At 59.9% G+C, this 19,830-nt stretch carries 16 protein-coding genes, 1 tRNA gene and 1 pseudogene; 12 read left to right on the top strand and 6 right to left on the bottom strand.

From position 1 onward, the window contains the following. On the bottom strand, positions 1-717 hold a 717-nt coding region (locus AC3WRR_RS34915), incomplete at its 3' end, for a trypsin-like peptidase domain-containing protein (RefSeq protein ID WP_492299475.1). Between the two features lie 20 nt (positions 718-737). On the opposite strand from AC3WRR_RS34915, the gene AC3WRR_RS34910 reads away from it, so the two are divergent. Continuing rightward, on the top strand, positions 738-1,484 hold the full coding sequence (locus AC3WRR_RS34910) for a Nif3-like dinuclear metal center hexameric protein (RefSeq protein WP_010812316.1): 747 nt from the start codon (positions 738-740) through the stop codon (positions 1,482-1,484). A gap of 72 nt (positions 1,485-1,556) precedes the next feature. Here AC3WRR_RS34910 and mscL read toward each other — a convergent pair whose 3' ends face one another. After that, positions 1,557-1,982, bottom strand: a complete 426-nt coding sequence (mscL, locus tag AC3WRR_RS34905; RefSeq protein WP_010812315.1) for a large conductance mechanosensitive channel protein MscL — start codon at positions 1,980-1,982, stop codon at positions 1,557-1,559. Positions 1,983-2,196: 214 nt separating this feature from the next. On the opposite strand from mscL, the gene petA reads away from it, so the two are divergent. From petA to AC3WRR_RS34870, 7 genes are all read left to right on the top strand, one after another. Further along, entirely contained in the window at positions 2,197-2,814 is a 618-nt protein-coding gene (petA, locus tag AC3WRR_RS34900; RefSeq protein ID WP_010812314.1) for a ubiquinol-cytochrome c reductase iron-sulfur subunit, read from the top strand. 2 nt (positions 2,815-2,816) lie between these two features. Beyond that, positions 2,817-4,220: a cytochrome b gene (locus AC3WRR_RS34895; RefSeq protein ID WP_010812313.1), complete on the top strand. Its 1,404-nt coding sequence runs from the start codon at positions 2,817-2,819 to the stop codon at positions 4,218-4,220. A 36-nt stretch (positions 4,221-4,256) separates the two neighbouring features. Then, positions 4,257-5,000, top strand: coding sequence for a cytochrome c1 (locus AC3WRR_RS34890; protein ID WP_010812312.1), 744 nt, complete (start codon positions 4,257-4,259; stop codon positions 4,998-5,000). Between the two features lie 219 nt (positions 5,001-5,219). Further along, complete coding sequence (locus tag AC3WRR_RS34885) at positions 5,220-5,831, top strand: glutathione S-transferase N-terminal domain-containing protein (RefSeq protein WP_010812311.1); 612 nt, start codon at positions 5,220-5,222, stop codon at positions 5,829-5,831. Positions 5,832-5,888: 57 nt separating this feature from the next. Further along, positions 5,889-6,377: a ClpXP protease specificity-enhancing factor gene (locus AC3WRR_RS34880; protein ID WP_010812310.1), complete on the top strand. Its 489-nt coding sequence runs from the start codon at positions 5,889-5,891 to the stop codon at positions 6,375-6,377. A 52-nt stretch (positions 6,378-6,429) separates the two neighbouring features. Next, positions 6,430-6,505, top strand: a tRNA-Thr gene (locus AC3WRR_RS34875). 97 nt (positions 6,506-6,602) lie between these two features. After that, positions 6,603-7,646, top strand: coding sequence for a tyrosine-type recombinase/integrase (locus tag AC3WRR_RS34870; protein ID WP_492299473.1), 1,044 nt, complete (start codon positions 6,603-6,605; stop codon positions 7,644-7,646). Between the two features lie 528 nt (positions 7,647-8,174). On the opposite strand, the gene AC3WRR_RS34865 is transcribed toward AC3WRR_RS34870, so the two are convergent. After that, positions 8,175-9,047: a hypothetical protein gene (locus tag AC3WRR_RS34865; RefSeq protein WP_492299471.1), complete on the bottom strand. Its 873-nt coding sequence runs from the start codon at positions 9,045-9,047 to the stop codon at positions 8,175-8,177. A 457-nt stretch (positions 9,048-9,504) separates the two neighbouring features. Between AC3WRR_RS34865 and AC3WRR_RS34860 the strand changes: the two genes are divergently transcribed. From AC3WRR_RS34860 to AC3WRR_RS34850, 3 genes are all read left to right on the top strand, one after another. Then, positions 9,505-10,116, top strand: a complete 612-nt coding sequence (locus tag AC3WRR_RS34860) for a helix-turn-helix domain-containing protein (RefSeq protein WP_492299469.1) — start codon at positions 9,505-9,507, stop codon at positions 10,114-10,116. A 53-nt stretch (positions 10,117-10,169) separates the two neighbouring features. Then, the gene (locus tag AC3WRR_RS34855) at positions 10,170-10,916 is read left to right on the top strand and encodes an HAD family hydrolase (RefSeq protein ID WP_492299477.1); all 747 of its coding nucleotides are present in this window, start codon (positions 10,170-10,172) and stop codon (positions 10,914-10,916) included. 582 nt (positions 10,917-11,498) lie between these two features. Further along, positions 11,499-12,185, top strand: coding sequence for a hypothetical protein (locus AC3WRR_RS34850; RefSeq protein WP_492299467.1), 687 nt, complete (start codon positions 11,499-11,501; stop codon positions 12,183-12,185). A 127-nt stretch (positions 12,186-12,312) separates the two neighbouring features. On the opposite strand, the gene AC3WRR_RS34845 is transcribed toward AC3WRR_RS34850, so the two are convergent. After that, on the bottom strand, positions 12,313-15,288 hold the full coding sequence (locus AC3WRR_RS34845) for a DEAD/DEAH box helicase (protein ID WP_492299466.1): 2,976 nt from the start codon (positions 15,286-15,288) through the stop codon (positions 12,313-12,315). Positions 15,289-15,293: 5 nt separating this feature from the next. Beyond that, entirely contained in the window at positions 15,294-16,091 is a 798-nt protein-coding gene (locus AC3WRR_RS34840) for a Hachiman antiphage defense system protein HamA (protein WP_492299465.1), read from the bottom strand. Positions 16,092-17,441: 1,350 nt separating this feature from the next. Between AC3WRR_RS34840 and AC3WRR_RS34835 the strand changes: the two are divergent. Further along, a pseudogene (locus tag AC3WRR_RS34835) lies at positions 17,442-17,673 on the top strand (type II toxin-antitoxin system Phd/YefM family antitoxin). A 20-nt stretch (positions 17,674-17,693) separates the two neighbouring features. On the opposite strand, the gene AC3WRR_RS34830 reads toward AC3WRR_RS34835, so the two are convergent. Next, positions 17,694-19,526: a DEAD/DEAH box helicase gene (locus AC3WRR_RS34830; RefSeq protein WP_011616137.1), complete on the bottom strand. Its 1,833-nt coding sequence runs from the start codon at positions 19,524-19,526 to the stop codon at positions 17,694-17,696. Positions 19,527-19,830: the final 304 nt, after the last annotated feature.

The following is a 19,830-nucleotide window of genomic DNA, read 5'->3' as shown; positions in this document are numbered from 1 at the left end:
CGCGCCGCCCGAGTTGCCCGGGTTGATGGCCGCGTCGGTCTGGATGAAGTTCTCGAAGGTGTTGATGCCAAGGTGGCTGCGACCCAGCGCCGAGACAATGCCCATCGTCACCGTCTGGCCGACGCCGAACGGGTTGCCGATGGCCAGCACCACGTCACCGACCTTTACGTTCTCGAGCCGGCCCAGCGTGATCGCGGGCAGGTCCTTGAGCGTCACTTTCAGCACGGCCAGGTCGGTTTCCGGGTCGGAGCCCACCACCTTGGCGTTGGCCTTGCGGCCGTCGGTCAGCGCGATCTCGATTTCATCGGCGCCGTCGACCACGTGGTGGTTGGTTAGAATGTAACCCTCGGCGCTGACAATGACGCCGGACCCCAAGCTGGAGACCGGCTCCTGCCGCTCAGGCAGGCGGTCGCCAAAGAAGAAGCGGAACCACGGATCCTCGGCCTGCGGGTTGGGCGAGCGCTTGTTGCCGTTCTTGCTGGTAAAGATATTGACCACGGCCGGCATGGCCATCTGGGCGGCTTCGCTGTAAGACCCTTCGGCGGCAGGACCGGACACGTTGGGCACGACTTCCTTGAGCGCCACGATGGGCGAACCGGACTGGACCGCGACGCGCCCCCTCTGCAGCCAATCAGGCTTGAGCGTTGCCACGACGAACCAGACCGCCAGCACGACGGTGACAGCCTGGGCAAAGAACAGCCAAAAGCGCCGCAACATATTGGAGTTTTGAGCAGAAAATGAAAACAAAAGAGCTTGAATTGTACTTGAATGACCTGTTGGAAGTTTCCCGCTACAAGGACTATTGTCCCAACGGGCTGCAAGTGCAAGGTCGCTCGGAGATCACACACATCGTGACGGGAGTGACTGCAAGCCTGGCATTGGTCGATGCCGCAATCGAAGCGGGGGCCGACGCCATCCTCGTCCATCACGGCTACTTCTGGAAAAACGAAGATGCACGCGTGGTCGGGCAGAAGCACGCTCGTCTGAAGCGCCTGCTTGGCGCGGACGTCAACCTGTTCGCCTTCCACCTGCCCCTGGACAACCACCCGGAGTTCGGCAACAACGCCCAGCTCGGGCTGCAGCTCGGCTTTACCCCGACCGGCCGCTTCAGCGACGACCAGCTCGGCTGGACCGGCACGCTGCCCGCGCCGATGCCGCTCTCCGCGCTGGCCGCGCACGTTGGTGGCGTACTGGGGCGCGAGCCGCTGGCCATCGGTGAGCCGGACCAGATGATCCGCACCGTCGGCTGGTGCACGGGCGGGGCGCAAGGCTATTTCGATGCCGCGGTGGCCGCGGGTGTCGATGCCTACCTGAGCGGCGAAGTCTCGGAGCAGACCACGCACCTGGCGCGTGAAAGCGGCGTGGCTTACCTTGCCGCCGGCCATCACGCCACCGAGCGCTACGGCATCCGCTCGCTCGGCGAGCATGTGGCCGAACGCTTTGGCCTGCTCCATACGTTTATCGATATTCCTAATCCCGTCTGATCTGACGCAAAACAAAACGGCCCCATCGGGGCCGTTTTATCTTCTGGGGTCGGCGCGCATATGGCGCACCAGTCAGCGGGTCTTCAGGCTGTCGCGGATTTCACGCAGCAGCACGACTTCCTCGGGCGGTGCGGCGGGCGCTGCTTCCGGTTCCGCGGCGCGCATCCTGTTAAAGGCACGCACCATCAGGAAGATGATGAAGGCCAGGATCAGGAAGTTGACAACGATGGTCAGGAAATTGCCGTAGGCGAACACGGGCACGCCGGCCTTCTTCAAGGCATCGAGCGTAGTGGGAGTTCCGGGTGGGGGATCCGCCAGCACGATGAACATGCTGGAGAAGTCCAGCTTGCCGATCACGCGGCCTACCAACGGCATGATCAGGTCGTTGACCACTGAATCCACGATCTTGCCGAAAGCCGCGCCGATGATCACACCGACCGCGAGGTCGATGACGTTGCCGCGTACGGCAAAGGTTCTGAATTCCGAGATCATGCCCATGGGGGGTTCTCCTTCTTGTCGCTAGCGATGAACGGTTTCAAGCTCGAAGCCTGCCGCATCACTCACCGGAAAGCAAGCACCGAAGCCGCTTTCCGGGTTGCACGTCCGATAATCGCGCATGGCCGTGGCATTTTCTGCCTATCTAGTGCGCTGGTGTCTAAGGTACACTTTATGGTTGACGCAAAATCTAAATTGACTTCCCCTGGGGTTTGGAATGAGTGACCAGCAAGACGTGAAGAGCGTGGATAAGGGTCGCCGCAATTGGTTGATCGCGACATCCGTCGCTGGCGGCGTCGGAGGCGTAGCGGTAGCGGTTCCTTTCGTCAGTACTTTTGCACCATCGGAGAAGGCCAAAGCCGCGGGTGCTCCAGTCGAGGCGGATATTGGCGCGCTGAAGCCAGGCGAGATGATGACTGTCGAATGGCGCGGCAAGCCGGTCTGGATCATGCGGCGCACGGACGAACAACTGGCGTCGCTGAAGAAGACGGACGGCGAGGTGGCCGATCCCAATTCCGAGATTGCATTCACCATGCAGACGCCTGAATACTGCAAGAACGAAACCCGTTCGCGCGCAGAACACAAGGACGTCCTGGTCGTGGTGGGTATCTGTTCCCACCTGGGCTGCTCGCCGTCGGGCCCCTTCGCTGCCGGTGCCAATTCCCAGCTCGGCTCCGATCCCGGTTTCCTTTGCCCCTGCCACGGGTCGACCTTTGACCTCGCCGGGCGCGTCTTCAAGAACAAGCCGGCTCCGCAGAATCTCGATGTTCCCCCCTACCAGTTCCTGACCGACAGCAAGATCGTGATCGGCAAGGACGAGAAAGGAGAAGCCTGATCATGGCGGCCGAAAAACAAGTCAAGACGACCGGCCTGCTGGGCTGGATCGACGCCCGCTTCCCCGCAACCCAGCTGTGGGAAGACCACCTCTCCAAGTACTACGCGCCGAAGAACTTCAACTTCTGGTACTTCTTCGGTTCGCTGGCGCTGCTGGTGCTGGTGATCCAGATCGTCACCGGCATCTTCCTGGTGATGAACTACAAGCCCGACGGCACTCTGAACGCCGCCGGCATTCCCGTGGCCTTCGCCAGCGTGGAATACATCATGCGCGAAGTCCCCTGGGGCTGGCTGGTGCGCTACATGCACTCGACCGGCGCCTCGGCCTTCTTCGTGGTGGTCTACCTGCATATGTTCCGGGGCCTGCTGTACGGTTCGTACCGCAAGCCGCGCGAGCTGGTCTGGATCTTCGGCTGCCTGATCTTCCTGTGCCTGATGGCGGAAGCCTTCATGGGCTACCTGTTGCCATGGGGCCAGATGTCGTACTGGGGCGCCCAGGTGATCGTGAACCTGTTCTCGGCGATTCCCGTGATCGGCCAGGACCTGTCGCTGTTCATCCGCGGTGACTACGTGGTGAGCGATGCAACGCTGAACCGCTTCTTCTCGTTCCACGTCATCGCCGTGCCGCTGGTGCTGCTGGCGCTGGTCATTGCCCACATCATCGCGCTGCACGAAGTGGGTTCGAACAACCCGGACGGCGTCGAGATCAAGGCCAAGAAGGATGAGAACGGCATCCCGCTGGACGGCATCCCGTTCCACCCGTACTACTCGGTGCACGACACGCTGGGCGTTGCCGGCTTCCTGCTCCTGTTCTCGGCCGTGATCTTCTTCTTCCCGGAAGTGGGCGGCTATTTCCTGGAACACAACAACTTCTTCCCGGCTGACCCGCTGAAAACCCCGCCGCATATCGCGCCGGTGTGGTACTTCACGCCGTTCTACTCGATGCTGCGTGCCACCACGTCGAACTTCCTGCCGATCCTGTGGGTGTTCTTCGCGCTGCTGCTCGGCATGGTGTTCCTGCGCAGCAAGGATGCGCGCGTGAAGATCGGCGCCATCGCCGTCGCGGTGATCCTGGCCGTGGGCTTCTACTTCATCGACGCCAAGTTCTGGGGCGTGCTGGTGATGGGCGGCTCGGTGGTGATCCTGTTCTTCCTGCCGTGGCTGGACCACTCGCCGGTCAAGTCCATCCGCTATCGTCCTGCCTTCCACAAGACCATCCTGGCCGTCTTCGTGGTGGTGTTCCTGGTGCTCGGCTATCTTGGCGTGCAACCGCCGTCGCCGGTCGGTGAGAAGGTGTCGCAGCTCGGTACGCTGCTGTACTTCGCCTTCTTCCTGACCATGCCGCTGTGGAGCCGTGTCGGCGAGTTCAAGCCGGTCCCGGAGCGTGTCACGTTCCACCCGCACTGAGCGAAGCGAACCCCGACAAGAGCACAAGGACACAAGATGAAAAAGCTGCTTTCGATCCTCGCGCTGGCCGGCGCCTGCTTTGCCGGCGCGCCTGCCATGGCATCCGAGGGGGGCTTCCCCCTTGAGCCGGCACCGGTGAACACCGCTGACCTGTCGTCGCTGCAGCGCGGCGCCAAGCTGTTCGTCAACTACTGCCTGAACTGCCACGGCGCATCGATGATGCGTTACAACCGGCTCAAGGACATCGGCCTGACCGACGACCAGATCCGCGAGAACCTGCTGTTCAGCGCGGACAAGGTTGGCGAGACCATGACCATCGCCATGCAGCCGAAGGAGGCCAAGGCCTTCTTCGGTGCGCAGCCGCCGGACCTGTCGGTGATCGCCCGCGCCCGCGGTGACGACTGGCTCTACACCTACCTGCGCACGTTCTACCGTGACGACAGCCGCGCCACCGGCTGGAACAACCTGGTGTTCCCGAGCGTCGGCATGCCGCACGTGCTGTGGGAACTGCAGGGCCAGCGCGCCGCCAAGTTCACGGAAGTGGAAGAGCACGGCGAGAAGGTGCACAAGTTTGCCGGCTTCGAGCAACTGAGCCCGGGCAAGCTGAGCAAGGTCGAGTACGACCAGGCCGCCGCTGACCTGGTCAGCTTCCTGGACTGGATGGCCGAGCCGGCGCAGAACCACCGCAAGCGCCTGGGCGTCTGGGTGCTGCTGTTCCTGGGCGTGTTCACTGTCTTTGCCTGGCGCCTCAACGCCGCGTACTGGAAGGACGTGAAGTAAAGGCATGCCAGGGCCCGAATCCGGGCCCGGACAAGGCAAAGGCCAGGGGTGGCCGCTGCGAAAGCAGCACCGCCCCTGGCCTTTTCTCTTGGAAAACCTGCCGAAGCGGGCCAATAAAGTGCGTCATTTGCCACTAATTTGCTTTCTGGTGGTCGACTTTGGCAGAATGGCAGACCTTACTGTCCGACCCTGCTTCGGCTAAGCCCAAGGAATCCAACCATGATGGTGTTGTATTCGGGTACGACTTGCCCGTTTTCCCAACGTTGCCGCCTTGTCCTGTTTGAAAAGGGCATGGATTTTGAAATCCGCGACGTCGACCTGTTCAACAAGCCCGAAGATATTTCGGTGATGAACCCGTACGGCCAGGTGCCCATCCTGGTCGAGCGCGACCTCATCCTGTATGAGTCGAACATCATCAACGAATACATCGACGAGCGCTTCCCGCACCCGCAGCTGATGCCGGCCGATCCGGTGCAGCGTGCCCGCGCCCGCCTGTTCCTGTTCAACTTCGAAAAGGAACTGTTCACCCACGTCTACACGCTGGAGAATGAAAAGGGCAAGGCCGCGGAGAAGAACCACGAACGCGCCCGCGCTGCGATCCGCGACCGCCTGACGCAGCTCGCGCCGATCTTCGTCAAAAACAAGTACATGCTGGGCGAAGAGTTCTCGATGCTCGACGTCGCCATCGCGCCGCTGCTGTGGCGCCTGGACCACTACGGCATTGAGCTGTCGAAGAACGCCGCGCCGCTGCTGAAGTATGCTGAACGCATTTTCAGCCGTCCCGCGTACATCGAAGCGCTCACCCCGTCCGAAAAGGTGATGCGCCGCTAACCGGCACCGGCCCGAAGGCATCCGCCCTCGGGCCACTACGGCGCCATTGGAAGCACAATGCCTGAAACCTCCACCAAGCCCTACCTGATTCGCGCCATCTATGAATGGTGCACGGACAACGGCTTCACGCCGTACATCGCCGTCTTCGTCGACGCCAACACCAGCGTGCCGCGCGAGTTCGTCAAGAACAACGAGATCGTGCTCAACGTCAGCTTCGACGCCACCAGCGGCCTGGACATGGGCAACGAGTGGATCACCTTCAGCGCACGCTTTGGCGGCGTCTCGCGCAAGATCGACGTCCCCGTCGAGAACGTGCTGGCCATCTACGCCCGTGAAAACGGGCAGGGCATGGCCTTCCCGGTCGAACGCAGCCTGCCGGAAACCCAGGCCGCCACCGAGCGCGAAAACAACCCGCCGCCCAAGCTGGCCCCGGTGGAAGCCGAGACCTCGGCAACTACCACCGACTCCGGCCCCGGCGACGACGACACGCCACCCCCGGTGCCCCGCATTGGCAGCAAGAAGCCCGCACTGAAAGTGGTGAAGTAAGCCATCCCAAAGCGGACCGCAATGCAGTAGAATCGCGGTCTGCACCAGACATGCCGGCTTAGCTCATCAGGTAGAGCAGTTGATTTGTAATCATCAGGTGGCGGGTTCGAGTCCTGCAGCCGGCACCATATAAAACAAGGGGTTACGTGAATTTCACGTAACCCCTTGTGCTTTCTGGGCGCTGAAAAGTACATTTTCGGTACAGTCAGCTCTCAGAACAGGTACATGGCAACCATCGTCAAGACACCTTCCGGCACCTGGAAGGCGGTCATTCGCAAGATCGGCTGGCCGACCACGGCCAAGACATTTCGCACCAAGCGCGACGCCGAGGATTGGGCGCGACGGACCGAGGATGAGATGGTCCGAGGGGTGTACCTGTCTCGCGCACCGTCTGAAAAGCTCACCGTATCCGCTGCCTTGAAGCGTTACATGGAGGAGGTGTCGATCACTAAGAAGCCCACCACCCAGCGCAGCGAGCGCTTTACCTCCCAGCACTTGGATGCCTTCTTCGGGAAGTATTCAATGGCGGCAGTCAGTGCCGACCTGGTGGCCAGGTACCGTGATGAGCGTTTGGCTGCTGGAAAGTCGAACAACACGGTGCGCATCGAGTTGGCGATGCTTGGGCACCTTTTCCGCATCGCGATCCAAGAGTGGGGCATCGGGCTAACCTTCAATCCGGTCGCAAACATCCGAAAGCCTAGTCCTGGGCCAGGACGCAATCGCCGCCTGAGCGCTGACGAGCAGAAGCTGCTGTTCACCGCCGCGGAGTCGCACAGCAACCCCATGCTTGGATGGATCGTTCACCTCGCAGTAGAAACTGGAATGCGGTCCTCCGAGATCACAGGCCTGCGCCGTTCCCAGATTGACCTGCGGCGGCGCGTTGTAACGCTCGTGGATACGAAGAATGGATCTGCCAGGGTGGTGCCTCTGACGCGTGCTGCCACCGCGGTTCTCCAGCAGGCAATCGACAACCCAGTTCGTCCCATTGACACGGATCTCATCTTTTTTGGTGAGCCGGGTAGGGATGGTCGGCGCGCGCCCTACGTATTCCAGAAGCTTTGGGCCCAGATCACCGCAGACATAGGCCTCGGCGACCTGCACTTCCATGATCTGCGGCATGAGGCCGTGAGTAGGCTGGTGGAGGCAGGGCTGAGCGACCAGGAGGTGGCGGCAATCAGTGGCCACAAGTCGATGCAGATGCTGAAGCGATATACGCATCTTCGCGCCGAAGATCTGGTGGTGAAAATGGATCGGCTAAGGGCTAACTGAACGGCCAAGCGAACGTGGTCAACCGGCTCGCACTGGAGACGCAACCGCTTCGGTTGGTGGTTAGGGCGTGGACTGACTTGCGTCCATTGCCTGTGGATATCCTGTGAAGATGCTGGGGATATTTCCCCCTATTTGGGGACGTTTCACCCCCTAAACTGGGACATATGACCCCCTAAATGGGGACATATCGCCCCGCATTCCCAAGCCAGGCAAGGGTTTCAGTGACGTAAACGTTGTTTAAAGGTTTACTAAAAGTTGTTGATAAGGAACGTGGCCTGCAGGCGCCGGCATGATCGCCGCCGTCTACCATATGTCCCCAAATAGGGGGGCGGATGAGCGTTAGTTTCCGAAGATCGTAATGGTCGTGACACAAATAACCAAATAACGCGGCCCATTGGCAATTTAAGTGCTGTTTTCTGCCGTGTGCCCGCATTCCTCCCCCTTGATGGGGACAAATTACCAATCGGGAGTGTGATCGAAGTGACTTAGGCCTGACTTATGGCCACGGTCAAGATCGACAGAGCCTGCTCATTTGTAGGCGGAATACAGCGCCAAAGCAGCGTACCGACGAGCCTGTTGTGGCCTCCATTCGAGAAGATGCAAGAACGGATTCTCAACGAACATGCCTACGTTAAAGGGCCCGTGAGGGCGGTACGCATGCTGGATTGCCTGGCGGTGGCGTCGGTCTGATGAAATTCTCTCCTGCTCTAGCCCCACGATGTAGCTCGACAGGTCATCAAAAACGCCCCAGGCGCGTAACAGAGGATGGAGGCCTGCTAGTGCAAGCCTTACGCATAGGTACGCCCTTAGCCCATGCTCTGCCAGAAAGCCACGGGCATGGCCTTTCAGGCGATATAGGACCAGCGCTCGACTAAGGTCTTCGATCGTAGTGGCCACGCCGCAATCGTAGTTGCCATACAGGCGCATTTCCAAGTCAGTGACAACGACTTCGAAGTCCGCTGTAGGTCCCCAGGTCCCGTCATATTCGCCTGCGAGCGGGAAAAGGTCCCAAAGCCGCTCCGCCGCGTGTTCGTGGCCCCAGAGCGCCGTCCATAGATTGGCTGGCCCTTGCCAAAACAGTTCAGTCACGCCTAGGTAGGGATGGTACTCGCACCCATACTTCGGCTGCTGCGAGAGCACTGCATACGCGCGGGCTACCGGGCGCAACCCGCTAGGAGCTGTCACAGCTGCGTAGTAGCGATCGTCGGGAAACAATTCATGCAAAAGGTCCAGGGATTCCCTGGTCAACGCCGCATTGCCCTGGAAATTTCTTCTCCACTTCCGAGATCGCTGGGTACCCCAATCGACCAATGGGTGTCGCTCAGACATTGTCTGATCAAACCATCGAGCAAACTGGTCTGCGTTGTCGGCCAATGTCGTACGGGAGAGCAGATCAAACATTGTCGCGACGGTGCGAATCCGATCTCGCAATCGAGCGTCGTGGCACTTAATTGTTCCGATCGGCCGGCCACGCTTCCTTCGAGGTGCCGCATTCAGCCAAGGGTCCTGCGGTTGTCCTTGCATCGGCCTCTTAGACGCAGAATTTCTTTTACCCCGAAATGTAGCGCAGTTTGCGGAAGAATACCGACGTCAATCGCAACAGTGCGATGCAAGAGGAGTGGGCTTTGACCTCAACATTTGCGATCCTGAAGGACAAGTATTCGGTGTTACTCACGCTGCAGCAGCTAGCTGAAGTTCTAAGTCGGAGTCCGGACGGGCTTCGCATCAGCTTGGCCACATCTCGGTCGGATTGGGCTCGTCACATCAACGCGACGAAGATCCACATTGGCCGGCGCATGTACTTCCGTACGGAAGGCATTGCTCGACTTATTGACGAAGAAATCTCGGCGTCGCAAAGATGAGTGCCATAGCACCGACTGCGGACGCGAGCTTTCGAGCCGAGACCACGTGGTTTCATGTGTTTCGCTCGATGTTCTCTTCGCGCGATGCAGCAAGGATGGGGCCTTATGCTGTCACCGTGTACCTGGTCATCAAGGCGCATGCCAACTTCAATACTGGCAACTCCTTCCCTTCGATTGATGTAATCGTCGATGAAACAGGCATCAGCAAAAGCCAGGTGATACGGGTCCTAAAGGTCTTGGAGACCTTTGGTTACCTCAAGCGCACAAAGGCCGGGCGGAAGAACGAGTATCGCCTTCGCGAAAAGGTGTCGATTCGCGATGGAAGGGGGCAACAGGCAGCCGTGGCGACTTGGGACTACCTTCCGACCACTGTGCAAGCAGCCATGGCTGACTTAAAGAACCTCATGCTATCCGGAGATTTCTCTGGCTCCAGGGTCGTTCATATCGAGCGCTTGCAGATCAATGTCACGCATGCCGGCCGCGATGTCATCACACTAAACGCAGCGGATTTCGATGAACTTCCGATCGCGACCCAGGAGGCACTCCTGTCCCTGCGAGACAAGCTTCCCTCAAAGGACGTGATAGAAGTTATACACAGCTCTGAGTGACACGTATCCATCAGACACCTGATGCCGTCGAATCGGTGTCTGGTAGGTACCTGATGGGCAGGGAAAGGTGTCTGCCAGAAACCCTAACAAGATATATCTTTTTACTAAAAAAGAAGCGCCCCGGACAGCTTGTTGGCTGTGGACAACTGAAAATGAAAACGGCAAAAGAGGCCCAGTGGGCCAGGAGCGTGCAACCGCGCCCCCCAACGCGAGCGGTAGTCTTCGACGCGTTTGGCACGCTAGTAGCGATCAGGCAACGGCGATGGCCATTCGCAAGGCTTATGCGAGCGACAGCCGACCCGCGTCACGCGCTGCAAGTCGTTATGACAAGACCGCTGGGGCTGCGCGAGGCAGCACAGACGCTACGTTGCAACGAAGTCCCGCTCTCATCCCTTGAAGCTGACTTGGCTATCGAGCTGAACAGCATCACGCTGTTTCCAGAGGTTTCAGAGACGCTGGCGGCCATTCGTGCGCTAGGTCTCAAGATCGGCATCGCGTCTAACTTAGCTGCCCCCTATGCGGAGCCCGTGCTGCGGCAATTGCCTATGGTGCTTGACGGCTATGCATGGTCATTTCAGGTCGGGTTCCTCAAGCCCGATCCTATGCATTACCGATGGATATGTGAGGAACTGCAAGTGGCGCCAGAAGAGACTCTGATGGTTGGCGATACTCTTGCGGCAGATTTCCTCGGGGCGCGTTCCTGCGGGCTGCAGGCGGTTCACCTGGATCGTAGTGGGCGAGCGCCGAAGCCCGATGTGCCAACAATTCGAACGCTGGTCGAGATCTTGGCGTGGCTTTGACTTGTTGGGGGTATTCACGGTGAATACCCGTGCTGTTGTTCAGCCTTTTTGGGGTGATTCACGGTGAATCAGGGCGGACTAACAGTCTGCTAACAGAAAACTAACACCAAACTAACACAATGCTAACACTTCTCGGGTCAGCTTAGTCCCGCGCTAACATTTTGCTAACACAAAGCTAACACCTGATAGCGGAAGATGGTCCCAGGCCCCCGGATCGTCGCCGCGAAAATTCCCGGGAATGGAACATAAAGACTGTAGTACAGGACGGCGCAGAGATGGCCCCGCTCGTTGGAAGAACAAGGACTACAGCTGTACTACCGACGGACGTTGCGGAGGCAAATTGTAGTACCCGGGTAGTACAAGCACAGCAACAACCACTGCTGGGCGCATGGACGTCGGGCTCCGCAGTCCAAACGGTACTCCAGCGGCTACGGCTCTGAGCCTCGATCCTACAAAATTCCTACGGCTTTCCAACGGACTCCCAAGGGCTTCCTACAGAATTCCTACAGCTTTCCTGCAACGCTTCAAGTGTTCCTACAGGATTCCTACAGAGGCCGGCGGATCTTGGGGAGATATGGTTGCGTGGACGAGGGGGATCACTCGGGAAAGGCTGGGGCCGAACCGGGCTTGTACGTATTTCGGAAGTTGCGTCGCAACGGGCTGTGGCCGGTGGGCGAGCACATTGCCGATTACTCCGAAGACGATCTATTCGATGTTATCGAGTTTCTGTATGACCATGCGTCGGAGGGTGTTGAGGGCTATTATCACCAGTTCGCGGACTGTGGCTGGCACTATAAGACGTTCGATGCGCGGGCTGGACGGGAGATTTTCCGGCGCGAGATCAACGACATTCTTGGGGACTACGGCCGTGGTTACGAGCTATCGCCAAGCGGAGAGATTCTCGCGTTGGTCGACGATGTTTTCGCGCCCCTCCTGGTCGCTGAGTTGCCGCATGCTGACGCGAGCAACATTCGTGAAAGGGTCGAGGCTGCAAAGCTGAAATACCGGCGCAGGGCCTTGTCCGAGCGAAGGGACGCGATTCGGGACTTGGCCGACGTACTGGAATTCCTGCGGGGCGAGGCGAGGGCGGTCCTGCATGCCAAGGACGAAGCCGATCTCTTCAATCTCGCGAACAATTTTGGTATCCGGCACCATAACAAGGAGCAAAAGACCGACTACGATGCGTCGATCTGGCTGAGCTGGGCCTTCTATTACTACCTGGCCACGATCCATGCCTGCGTGCGGCTGATCGAACGATCGAAACAATAGGCTGCAAGTGAGCTAACGCGCTAACGCCCACGCTGCTCCACGGGGGCGTCGTGTAAATAGCCGGCCGGGCAGGTTTGTTTGTGTTGGTCGACCGTCGCACCACGTTAGCAGATAACTGGCCCATGGCTCACTGCGAGGACAGGTCCGATAGCGTGTTCTGATAGACGAGTTCGCCCAAGTTCGCACGCCATGCGTCCGTGTGCGCCCGGAGCGACGCCAGCGCATCGGTCCTGACTTGCGTGGGGCCGACGACGGGCTGGGCCTGCAGTGCAACGCCCAGTTGGGCGCAGGCACGGCGGTGCCGCAGTCCGCTGGCGGCCAGAAGGCGAGCGGCGGCATCGGGCAAGCCGAAGCGCAAATGATCGGGAAAGGTTCGGACGCCTTCGGCCAAAACGTTACCGTCTCGCTCCAGTTTTTTCTCCAACAGACTCACGCCTTGCTCGATAATTGTCTGCAGCGAATAACTGATGCCTTGCGCGCAAACGCCAAGCAAGTCGTCCATCGGCATGCCGACACGATCGGCAATCTCGCGATATTGCGATCCGCGCATCCACAGCGTTGCAATCTCAAAGAACCGCTCCTTCACCGTGTTGACGTCCGCGTTTTCATCCAGGCGGAATGCCCGTTTTACCTCATGGCGAAGCTCGGGCAGCGTCCACGCCCATTCGAACAGGGGGAGTCGTACCTCATCAGACAGCGGATCGGCATCGATACTCCAGTTGGGCCGGCGCGGTAGCAAGCCCAATTCGACGGAATAGATCCAGCGGGCACGGGCGCCGGTGGCGCGCGCCCAGCCGATCTTTCCTTCCCCGCGGAGCGCGACGAGCCAGCCGGCCCGCAGGGCGAACACCGCGCGCAGATGCGCCGTGGATGCCGCGGATAGTTGCTGTGCGGCGAACGTCTGTGCCGCCAGATCCTGTGCCATTGCGACGAATTGGGCTTCACCCATTTCGTCGGAGAGCAATTCGATCAATGTGGCGTCAACCCCGTCGATCAGGGGGTAGATGGGCGGATTAGCCTCGAGGAACTCATTGGTGAGCGGCAGGTTGCTGCGAGTCAGAACACGGGTGATGGCTTCGACCAGCTCGCGTAAAGAGCCCTCGACGGGCTCTCCGGCACCCTGCCGGGCCACGGGTTCGACGAACTGCCACTGGTCCGGGTTGGCGCAGATCACAAGACCCTTGGTATTTGCGCCCGCCCTGCCGGCGCGCCCTACCAGATTCTTGATATCGCGGGCCAGCATGGCCTCTTGGCCAGTAGTGCCGCGCCGCTGGACGGAGTAGAGCACAAGCGTCCGGATCGGCAGGTTGACCCCTTCTGCCAGCGTGCTGGTACAGATCACCAACTTGACATCCAAGGCGCGAACCAGGCCTTCCAGCACCTCACGCGTCTCTTGGGGAATGTCTCCATGGTGAAGCGCGACGCCATTCCGAAGCGCCGCCGTACCGACCCAGTCGTTGCCGTATTCCAGTTCGAGATAGGAGACGGCCTTTTGCACTGTATCGAGCCGTGCGAAGTCAATGGGCCTGGGTAGGGGTAAGGGAATATGCAACTGTTCGACGAGCGTCTCGGCGATGCCAATGGCGCCTTGCGCTCCGCGTTTGTTGGCGGCGAAGATGGCGGTTGCACCCATGGGCAACACTTTACGGGCCGTGGCAATTGCCTGGGTCTTGATTGGCGCGAACGGGTGAGTCTTCAGGCGCCCGGTTTCAAGATTGGGATAGGAGAAATCGCGTCGCGCGAGAAAGCCATCGATTGAGAAGCGCCGTTCCAGCGCTTCGTGGGGATGCATTTCGAGGCCGATCTCCATCCTGACACCGTTGCCCACAGGTCGGAGTACGGCAAACTCCGCGCTGGCGGGGCGATAGCTACTGCGCACGACTGTCTGGTTTGTACCGCCCAGCCAGCCATTGATCTGCTCGATGTTCGGCACAATCGCCGACATGAAGACGAACCGGGTGTGCCGTGCTTGACGAGCTTTCAGACGGGCCAACAGCAACTCCAGCCCAATGCCTCGCTCGCCACCATCCAGAAGATGGCCTTCGTCGCAAATGACCAGGCCAATTCGGCCTGCAAATTCTGGGTCGGCTCCCAGGAGCCCGGAGAGCGCTTCGGGCGTGGCAACAACGGCCTGCACGTCAGCGAGCGCGTGGATTTCCTCCCCCGATGGTACCGTGCCTCCGTAAGCACAGCGCGCCGCAATGCCAACGGCATTCAATCGTCGCACCAGGGTGCCGCGCAATTCCGACGCCAAGGATCGGTATGGGACCAGCAGGATCGCGGCATCCTGCGGAGCGCGCTTCAGATGCCAATAAAGCAGGGTTTCGCAGAGCGTGGTCTTGCCGGCGCCTGTCGGCATCTGCAGCGAGTAGCTATCCGCGGACGCTAGCAGGCCCCCGTGGATTGCGTCGATCTGCGAGGGAAAAAACTCCCAGGTTGACGGTTGCCGGTCAAGCAGGGAGGCAACCAGTGGGCGCCAGAATTCAAGGTGGCCGTCAGGCAGGACGGCGCGGACATGCGAGCGGCTAAAACTGGTGAGAAGCCGGTGCAGAAGCTTGGCGGCGATCCACGGGCCCGGCCCATCCTGCAGCGCCCGTCGCTCGGCAAGGCGGGTCGCCTCGGTCATGCGGGCAAGCCGCAGCATGTCCCCGGCGCGGAGTGATTCGCGCACGGCGAGGGCAAATGAGGACTCCAGAACTGGTGGGCGTGCGAGGAAGTCATAGCAAGCCGCCTGTAGGCTCTGGTTATCAGGAGGGCGGCCACCCCGCCGCATTGCTAGGCATGCCGACGCGGGATAGTCGCCAAAATAGAACGACGCAGCGGCGTAGAGGGTCGCCTCCTCCCGGGCGATGCCATGCTGCCTCAACTGGTCGTCGGAAGTCTCGACGGAGAATTGCAGGAACGCATTGCCGAGTTGCGCCCAATCGTCGCGGGAGGTGTCGGCGTCCATGCTGCGAAACAGCTCGCCAACCAGCGAAATGTAGTAGTCCTCTGGGCGATTGGTGATGCGAGCGAGTTGGATCGGCGTCTGGGCGATCGAGAAAAAGCGTAGGTGACGGACGCTATCGGCGTCGTTAATCCAATGCTGAAGGGTGGCTCGCATTTCTCTTAAACCGGGACGGCGGCACGCGCTGCGGCGAACACTGATTCGTAGGTCTGTTTCAGATTCGGCACGGCAATCACTAGGAGGGTGAAATCGCCACTGGCAACGGCGGGTGCCGTGCGCAGCTCCTGATCCAGCAAGCTCTCGCACACTACCGCCACGGCGCGATACCGCTTTGCCACGGGTGGGTGATCAACGAGGTTGATGAAGCGATTGAGCAACGGAATGTCGACATCGCCGAGGCTTTCCACCATGGCGCGTTCACGCAGCCACACCAGGGTTTCGGCAAGACGACTGGTGCGATCTTTCGCGCAATCTTCGATGGCCGAAGCAATGGGTGCGGACGCTCCTGGAGTGGACTTGAGCTTGACTTCGGCGCACAGGATGCCGTCCTCGGCCCCAGAGTTCGGGCGGTTCGGCATTAGAAAATGGACGACATCCGATCGCGGAGCCGGCTTGGTCCGATCTTGCTTGAGCCGCCATTTTTTGGCGCCGATGGCAGTTCCCGGCAGCTCCTTGGTTGACTGATAGATGTAGCAGAGCAGCTCTCCAAAGTCGCCGGCCATGGTGGAACCAGGATCCGGCAGCTTCGAGGCCAGGATGTCGCCTTGTGGGATGCCCAGCTCGTTGGATCGCTGGGTCAGCACTGCGTCGGTGATGTAGCAACGCCGAACGGCGATGGCCAGATCAGCGGCCAGTTGCTGGGCTTGTTCTGCGGTCAATCTGACCAGGACGTAAGGCTGTTCCTGCTGGTGAGGGAACCACCCGATGGAAGTGTTGAAGTCAAATCCCAGTTCATCCATGGCAGAGCTTTAGGGTTAAAAGCGGCACGTGTGGGTGGGTCCCCCGTCATCGTGCCGGCCGGCGACAGGGAATGACGATGGCCTCGCTGTTGTCGACGTGAAATTTTAAGCGCTCGAAGAGAATAGCGCAGGTCGGCGCCGTCCGCGGCGGCAAGGATATTGACATGCGTGCTGGCATGGCGAACGCTTCCGCGCTGGCATTGCTGGACGGTAGGCGAGGGACAGCTTCAAGGCGGCGGCGCGAGGAGAATGGCGTCCGCTCGTTGAGAAAGCGGCGGACATTCGTAGAAGTAAGCTGGAGTGACCGCTTGGCTGACAATGGTCCAATCTTTCACAACGCCGCAACTGGTGCTGCTCGAGGGGCCATCATTGGACTCGGCACACTACTACCATCCGATTTTGCCGCAAGTGGAGTCTGAAAGGCGTTATCGAGGAACTCCGGCCATTGCGGCAAAAGGTCGTTCCTTGTCCTCCGGCGAGTCCAGGTCGATACGCCGACGGATAGCACGCGCGTCCATACTTGGCTGAGTGAAAAGAGCCTCGACGCGAGCCCGGGCGGCACACAGCTCGTCCTTTAGGGCATCCGAGCGCTTCGTGCTGCGGCCGATGCGGACTGTCTCGAATTTAGGCGATTCGTCCGAGAAGGCAATGTCCACCAGGACATTAGCCTCTGCCCTAGCGCGCGCAAACGATGAGTCTTTTCCAGGAGGACGCTGTTTTTTCGGTTGCGACATTGGGTGCTTTGCCATGAGTGTCGTCAGTCTAGTTAATGCTACCTGAGTACGGGCCGGACTACGCAGAAACCGAACGGCGGCGATACGACATGCCGCCCTCCCGATTTGCGCTGAGTTTTCACCCTCGGTACCCGGGGGCAACTAACCTTGCAGAGAAGGGCTTCGCCCAGGCTGGACTCACGGAGAAAAAGGGCAGCCGAGGCGGACAATTCGAAGACTGATCCTGCGCTCAGCATCTACTGCGTCGGTCGCGGATGTCGCCATACCCAAGGCTGAGATCAGTGCACTAGCAGTACACCCGTCAGTTTTCTCCGCCTTCGCTCAATTGCGCTAAGTTACTGAATCTAAAGTACTTTCACTTTCGCTCTCATTCGCCAACTTTCTTTTAAATATCAGTAACTTATTGATTTACAAGGAAATTTGTAATCATCAGGTGGCGGGTTCGAGTCCTGCAGCCGGCACCAGAATCTGAAAACGGGCTACGCAAGATTGCGTAGCCCGTTTTGTTTTTGTGGCAAGGGCGCACAGCCGCCTCAATGCCGAAAAATGACTTATTCATCTAGTCGTTGTGGCGTAGATTTCTGACTAGTAGCAATGGCTAGGAGGCAATCCATGGCTGGGCAGCCTGATTTCCAAGACGGAGTTCAAGGCGCGCGCCCTCGAGTATTTCCGCCAGATCGAAGCCTCGGGCGAGCCGGTCATTGTCACGGACCACGGCAAGCCCACACTTGAAGTGCGTCCCTATCGCGGGCTGGAGCGCGACCCCCTTCAGGTATTTACGCGGCACCGTGGTGCGCTACGACGCGCCGACGGAGCCAGTGGACGTTGAGTGGGAGGCCGAGCGGTGATCGTGCTGGATAAGCGTGCCTTATTCCCTTACTGCACCCAGCGCAGCACTCAGCTTTCCAGCAAACCGCGACCCATCCCCAAACGTCATCACCAACTGCCGCGTAGCCCGCGTCATCGCCACATACATCAGCCGCGCTTCGTCTTCATCCGCCTCATCGTGCTTATGCGGCATCCCCGTGGCCGGAATGCACACCAGCGGAAACTCAAGCCCCTTGCTGCTATGCATCGTGATTACCTTGACGCTGTCCGCGCCGGGCGTAAATCGCTTGGTGATTTGGGGACATTCGAACGGAATGCCCTTGCGCGTCAGCGCGCTGGTGACGTGTCCGACCGTGTCCCAATGGCGATAGAGCACCGCCATTTCTGACCAGGGCGTACCAGCCCGGTTCTCGTCAGTCAGGATCTGCGCAATGCGCTCAGCTTCCGCCTCTACGTTTGGCAATTCGATCAGCAGCGGTTTGTTGCCGCGGCGCCCGGCACCGACAGGTTGCACGGTAGGCGCTTCGTCTTCGGTTGCCTCGGTCGGCCGCAGCAACTCATCCGCAAAGCTGCGCGCGACAGCCAGAATCTCCTGCGTATTGCGGTAGTTCAGTTTGAGGATGGTCGTACGGCCTCGGGCCTGGATGCCCACGCTGGCAAAGGTCATCCCGCGTTTCCTGGCGCCGCCATAAATGGACTGCGCATCGTCGTAGAGCACCAACAGGGAATTGCTCTCCGGATTCACCATCTGCACGACCAGCTTGAACCACTCCGGCCGGAAGTCATGCCCCTCATCGATCAGCACGGCGTCGTACTGGCCGGCCGGGATCGCTTTCCGGTCCACGCCCTGGATGACCCGATTCACCATTTCCTCAAACAGCGCATCACTGGGGCGGCCCTTGGGGCGGTCAATGTTGTAAGTCTCCAACTGCCGCGAGCACCACGCGTGGAAGTTATAGACGTGGACCTTTTCTTCGATGCCTTTCTCGATCATCGTCGCCGCCAGCTTGGCGGCGAGGGTCTTGTTGTAGCAAAGCACGAGCACTGGCCGTGTGACGATCTTTGCCAGATGCTCAGCCCGGTAGCCGAGGATCATCGTCTTGCCAGAGCCGGCGACGCCATGAATGACCCGGTGGCCTTCGCCAAGGCTGCGTGCCAGCTGCTCCTGCTGGAGATCCATGACGCGAAGGATGTCAGGCATATCCAGCGGCTCCGCGGCTTCCTCCGGGAAGAGCGCGCGTTGCTCCGGCATGCGGATCTGCGGGAACAGGTGCCAGCGAATCCGCTCGATCTGCGGCAAGGAAAGCTTGAAGGTGAACTTGACCGGGAACATCTCCCACAGGCGCTGCTGGAAGTGTTCCGCGTCGACCGACTCGTACATCTCGTCCTGGCAGATCACCAGGTGCGGCGGCAGGACGTCGCCGAGGTTGGTCTTGTCGAACTGGGCACGCGTGATGTTGGACAGGACGACGCCGCAGCCGTAGGGAAAGAAGGGTTTGCCTTTCAGCGAGCCGCCAGGCCAGACCAACTGCGGATCGCGCTGCAGCAGGTTGGTGACATAGAACATGTACTGGCGGGCTTGCTCGAGGGGATTCATCTCCCGCACCAGCCCGCGATCCGTCAGCAGCGTGACATCGCGCTGGTCGATTTCCCGGATGGTATCCAGCCTCCAGTCTTTCACCTCCAACACCAGCAGACCCCGGCTGGGATGGAAGACGATGAAATCCGGATGCCTGGTTTTCTCTCCGATGGCAACGTCATACCAGCACAGGTAGTCGTCCTCCAGCTTTGTCTCCAGACGCTCGGCGAAGCGTCTCTCTCCACTGGTCATGCGCGAAGTGACCGAACCCAGCGCGGGAATCAGCGTGGCCATGCGTTGTTGCTCTTCTTATTGCCCGTTCAGGAGCTGCGCTGACCACGGTAGGTGTCGCGGACCCGGTGCGACGGCGGTCAGGCAGGTTTGTTATGCGGCAATTGTAGGCACAAAACGGTAACGGTGGCTATTTCGGTAGTTTTGGTGATTTGCCGGTTGGCGACACTGGCGAGCCGGCGGCTCCGGGGGACTGCCAAGCAGTCTGCGCCTGCTTTCCGGCGATACGCGCCGCCGATCCGTCGATTCCCGCCACCCCCATATCAGAGCCCGGATCGCAGTGGTAACCTCCCGCTATCTCCGCCCC

It is taken from the genome of Cupriavidus sp. FW305-3-2-15-C-LB2 (genome assembly GCF_058787575.1).
This window is presented reverse-complemented; position numbering and strand designations above follow the sequence as displayed.

Bases quoted from the DNA above. Each gene is read 5' to 3' on its own strand.
- AC3WRR_RS34910 (WP_010812316.1), top strand. From the start codon at position 738: ATGAAAACAAAAGAGCTTGAATTGTACTTGAATGACCTGTTGGAAGTT.
- mscL (WP_010812315.1), bottom strand. From the start codon at position 1,982: ATGGGCATGATCTCGGAATTCAGAACCTTTGCCGTACGCGGCAACGTC.
- petA (WP_010812314.1), top strand. From the start codon at position 2,197: ATGAGTGACCAGCAAGACGTGAAGAGCGTGGATAAGGGTCGCCGCAAT.
- AC3WRR_RS34895 (WP_010812313.1), top strand. From the start codon at position 2,817: ATGGCGGCCGAAAAACAAGTCAAGACGACCGGCCTGCTGGGCTGGATC.
- AC3WRR_RS34890 (WP_010812312.1), top strand. From the start codon at position 4,257: ATGAAAAAGCTGCTTTCGATCCTCGCGCTGGCCGGCGCCTGCTTTGCC.
- AC3WRR_RS34885 (WP_010812311.1), top strand. From the start codon at position 5,220: ATGATGGTGTTGTATTCGGGTACGACTTGCCCGTTTTCCCAACGTTGC.
- AC3WRR_RS34880 (WP_010812310.1), top strand. From the start codon at position 5,889: ATGCCTGAAACCTCCACCAAGCCCTACCTGATTCGCGCCATCTATGAA.
- AC3WRR_RS34870 (WP_492299473.1), top strand. From the start codon at position 6,603: ATGGCAACCATCGTCAAGACACCTTCCGGCACCTGGAAGGCGGTCATT.
- AC3WRR_RS34865 (WP_492299471.1), bottom strand. From the start codon at position 9,047: ATGTTTGATCTGCTCTCCCGTACGACATTGGCCGACAACGCAGACCAG.
- AC3WRR_RS34860 (WP_492299469.1), top strand. From the start codon at position 9,505: ATGAGTGCCATAGCACCGACTGCGGACGCGAGCTTTCGAGCCGAGACC.
- AC3WRR_RS34855 (WP_492299477.1), top strand. From the start codon at position 10,170: ATGGGCAGGGAAAGGTGTCTGCCAGAAACCCTAACAAGATATATCTTT.
- AC3WRR_RS34845 (WP_492299466.1), bottom strand. From the start codon at position 15,288: ATGCGAGCCACCCTTCAGCATTGGATTAACGACGCCGATAGCGTCCGT.
- AC3WRR_RS34840 (WP_492299465.1), bottom strand. From the start codon at position 16,091: ATGGATGAACTGGGATTTGACTTCAACACTTCCATCGGGTGGTTCCCT.
- AC3WRR_RS34830 (WP_011616137.1), bottom strand. From the start codon at position 19,526: ATGGCCACGCTGATTCCCGCGCTGGGTTCGGTCACTTCGCGCATGACC.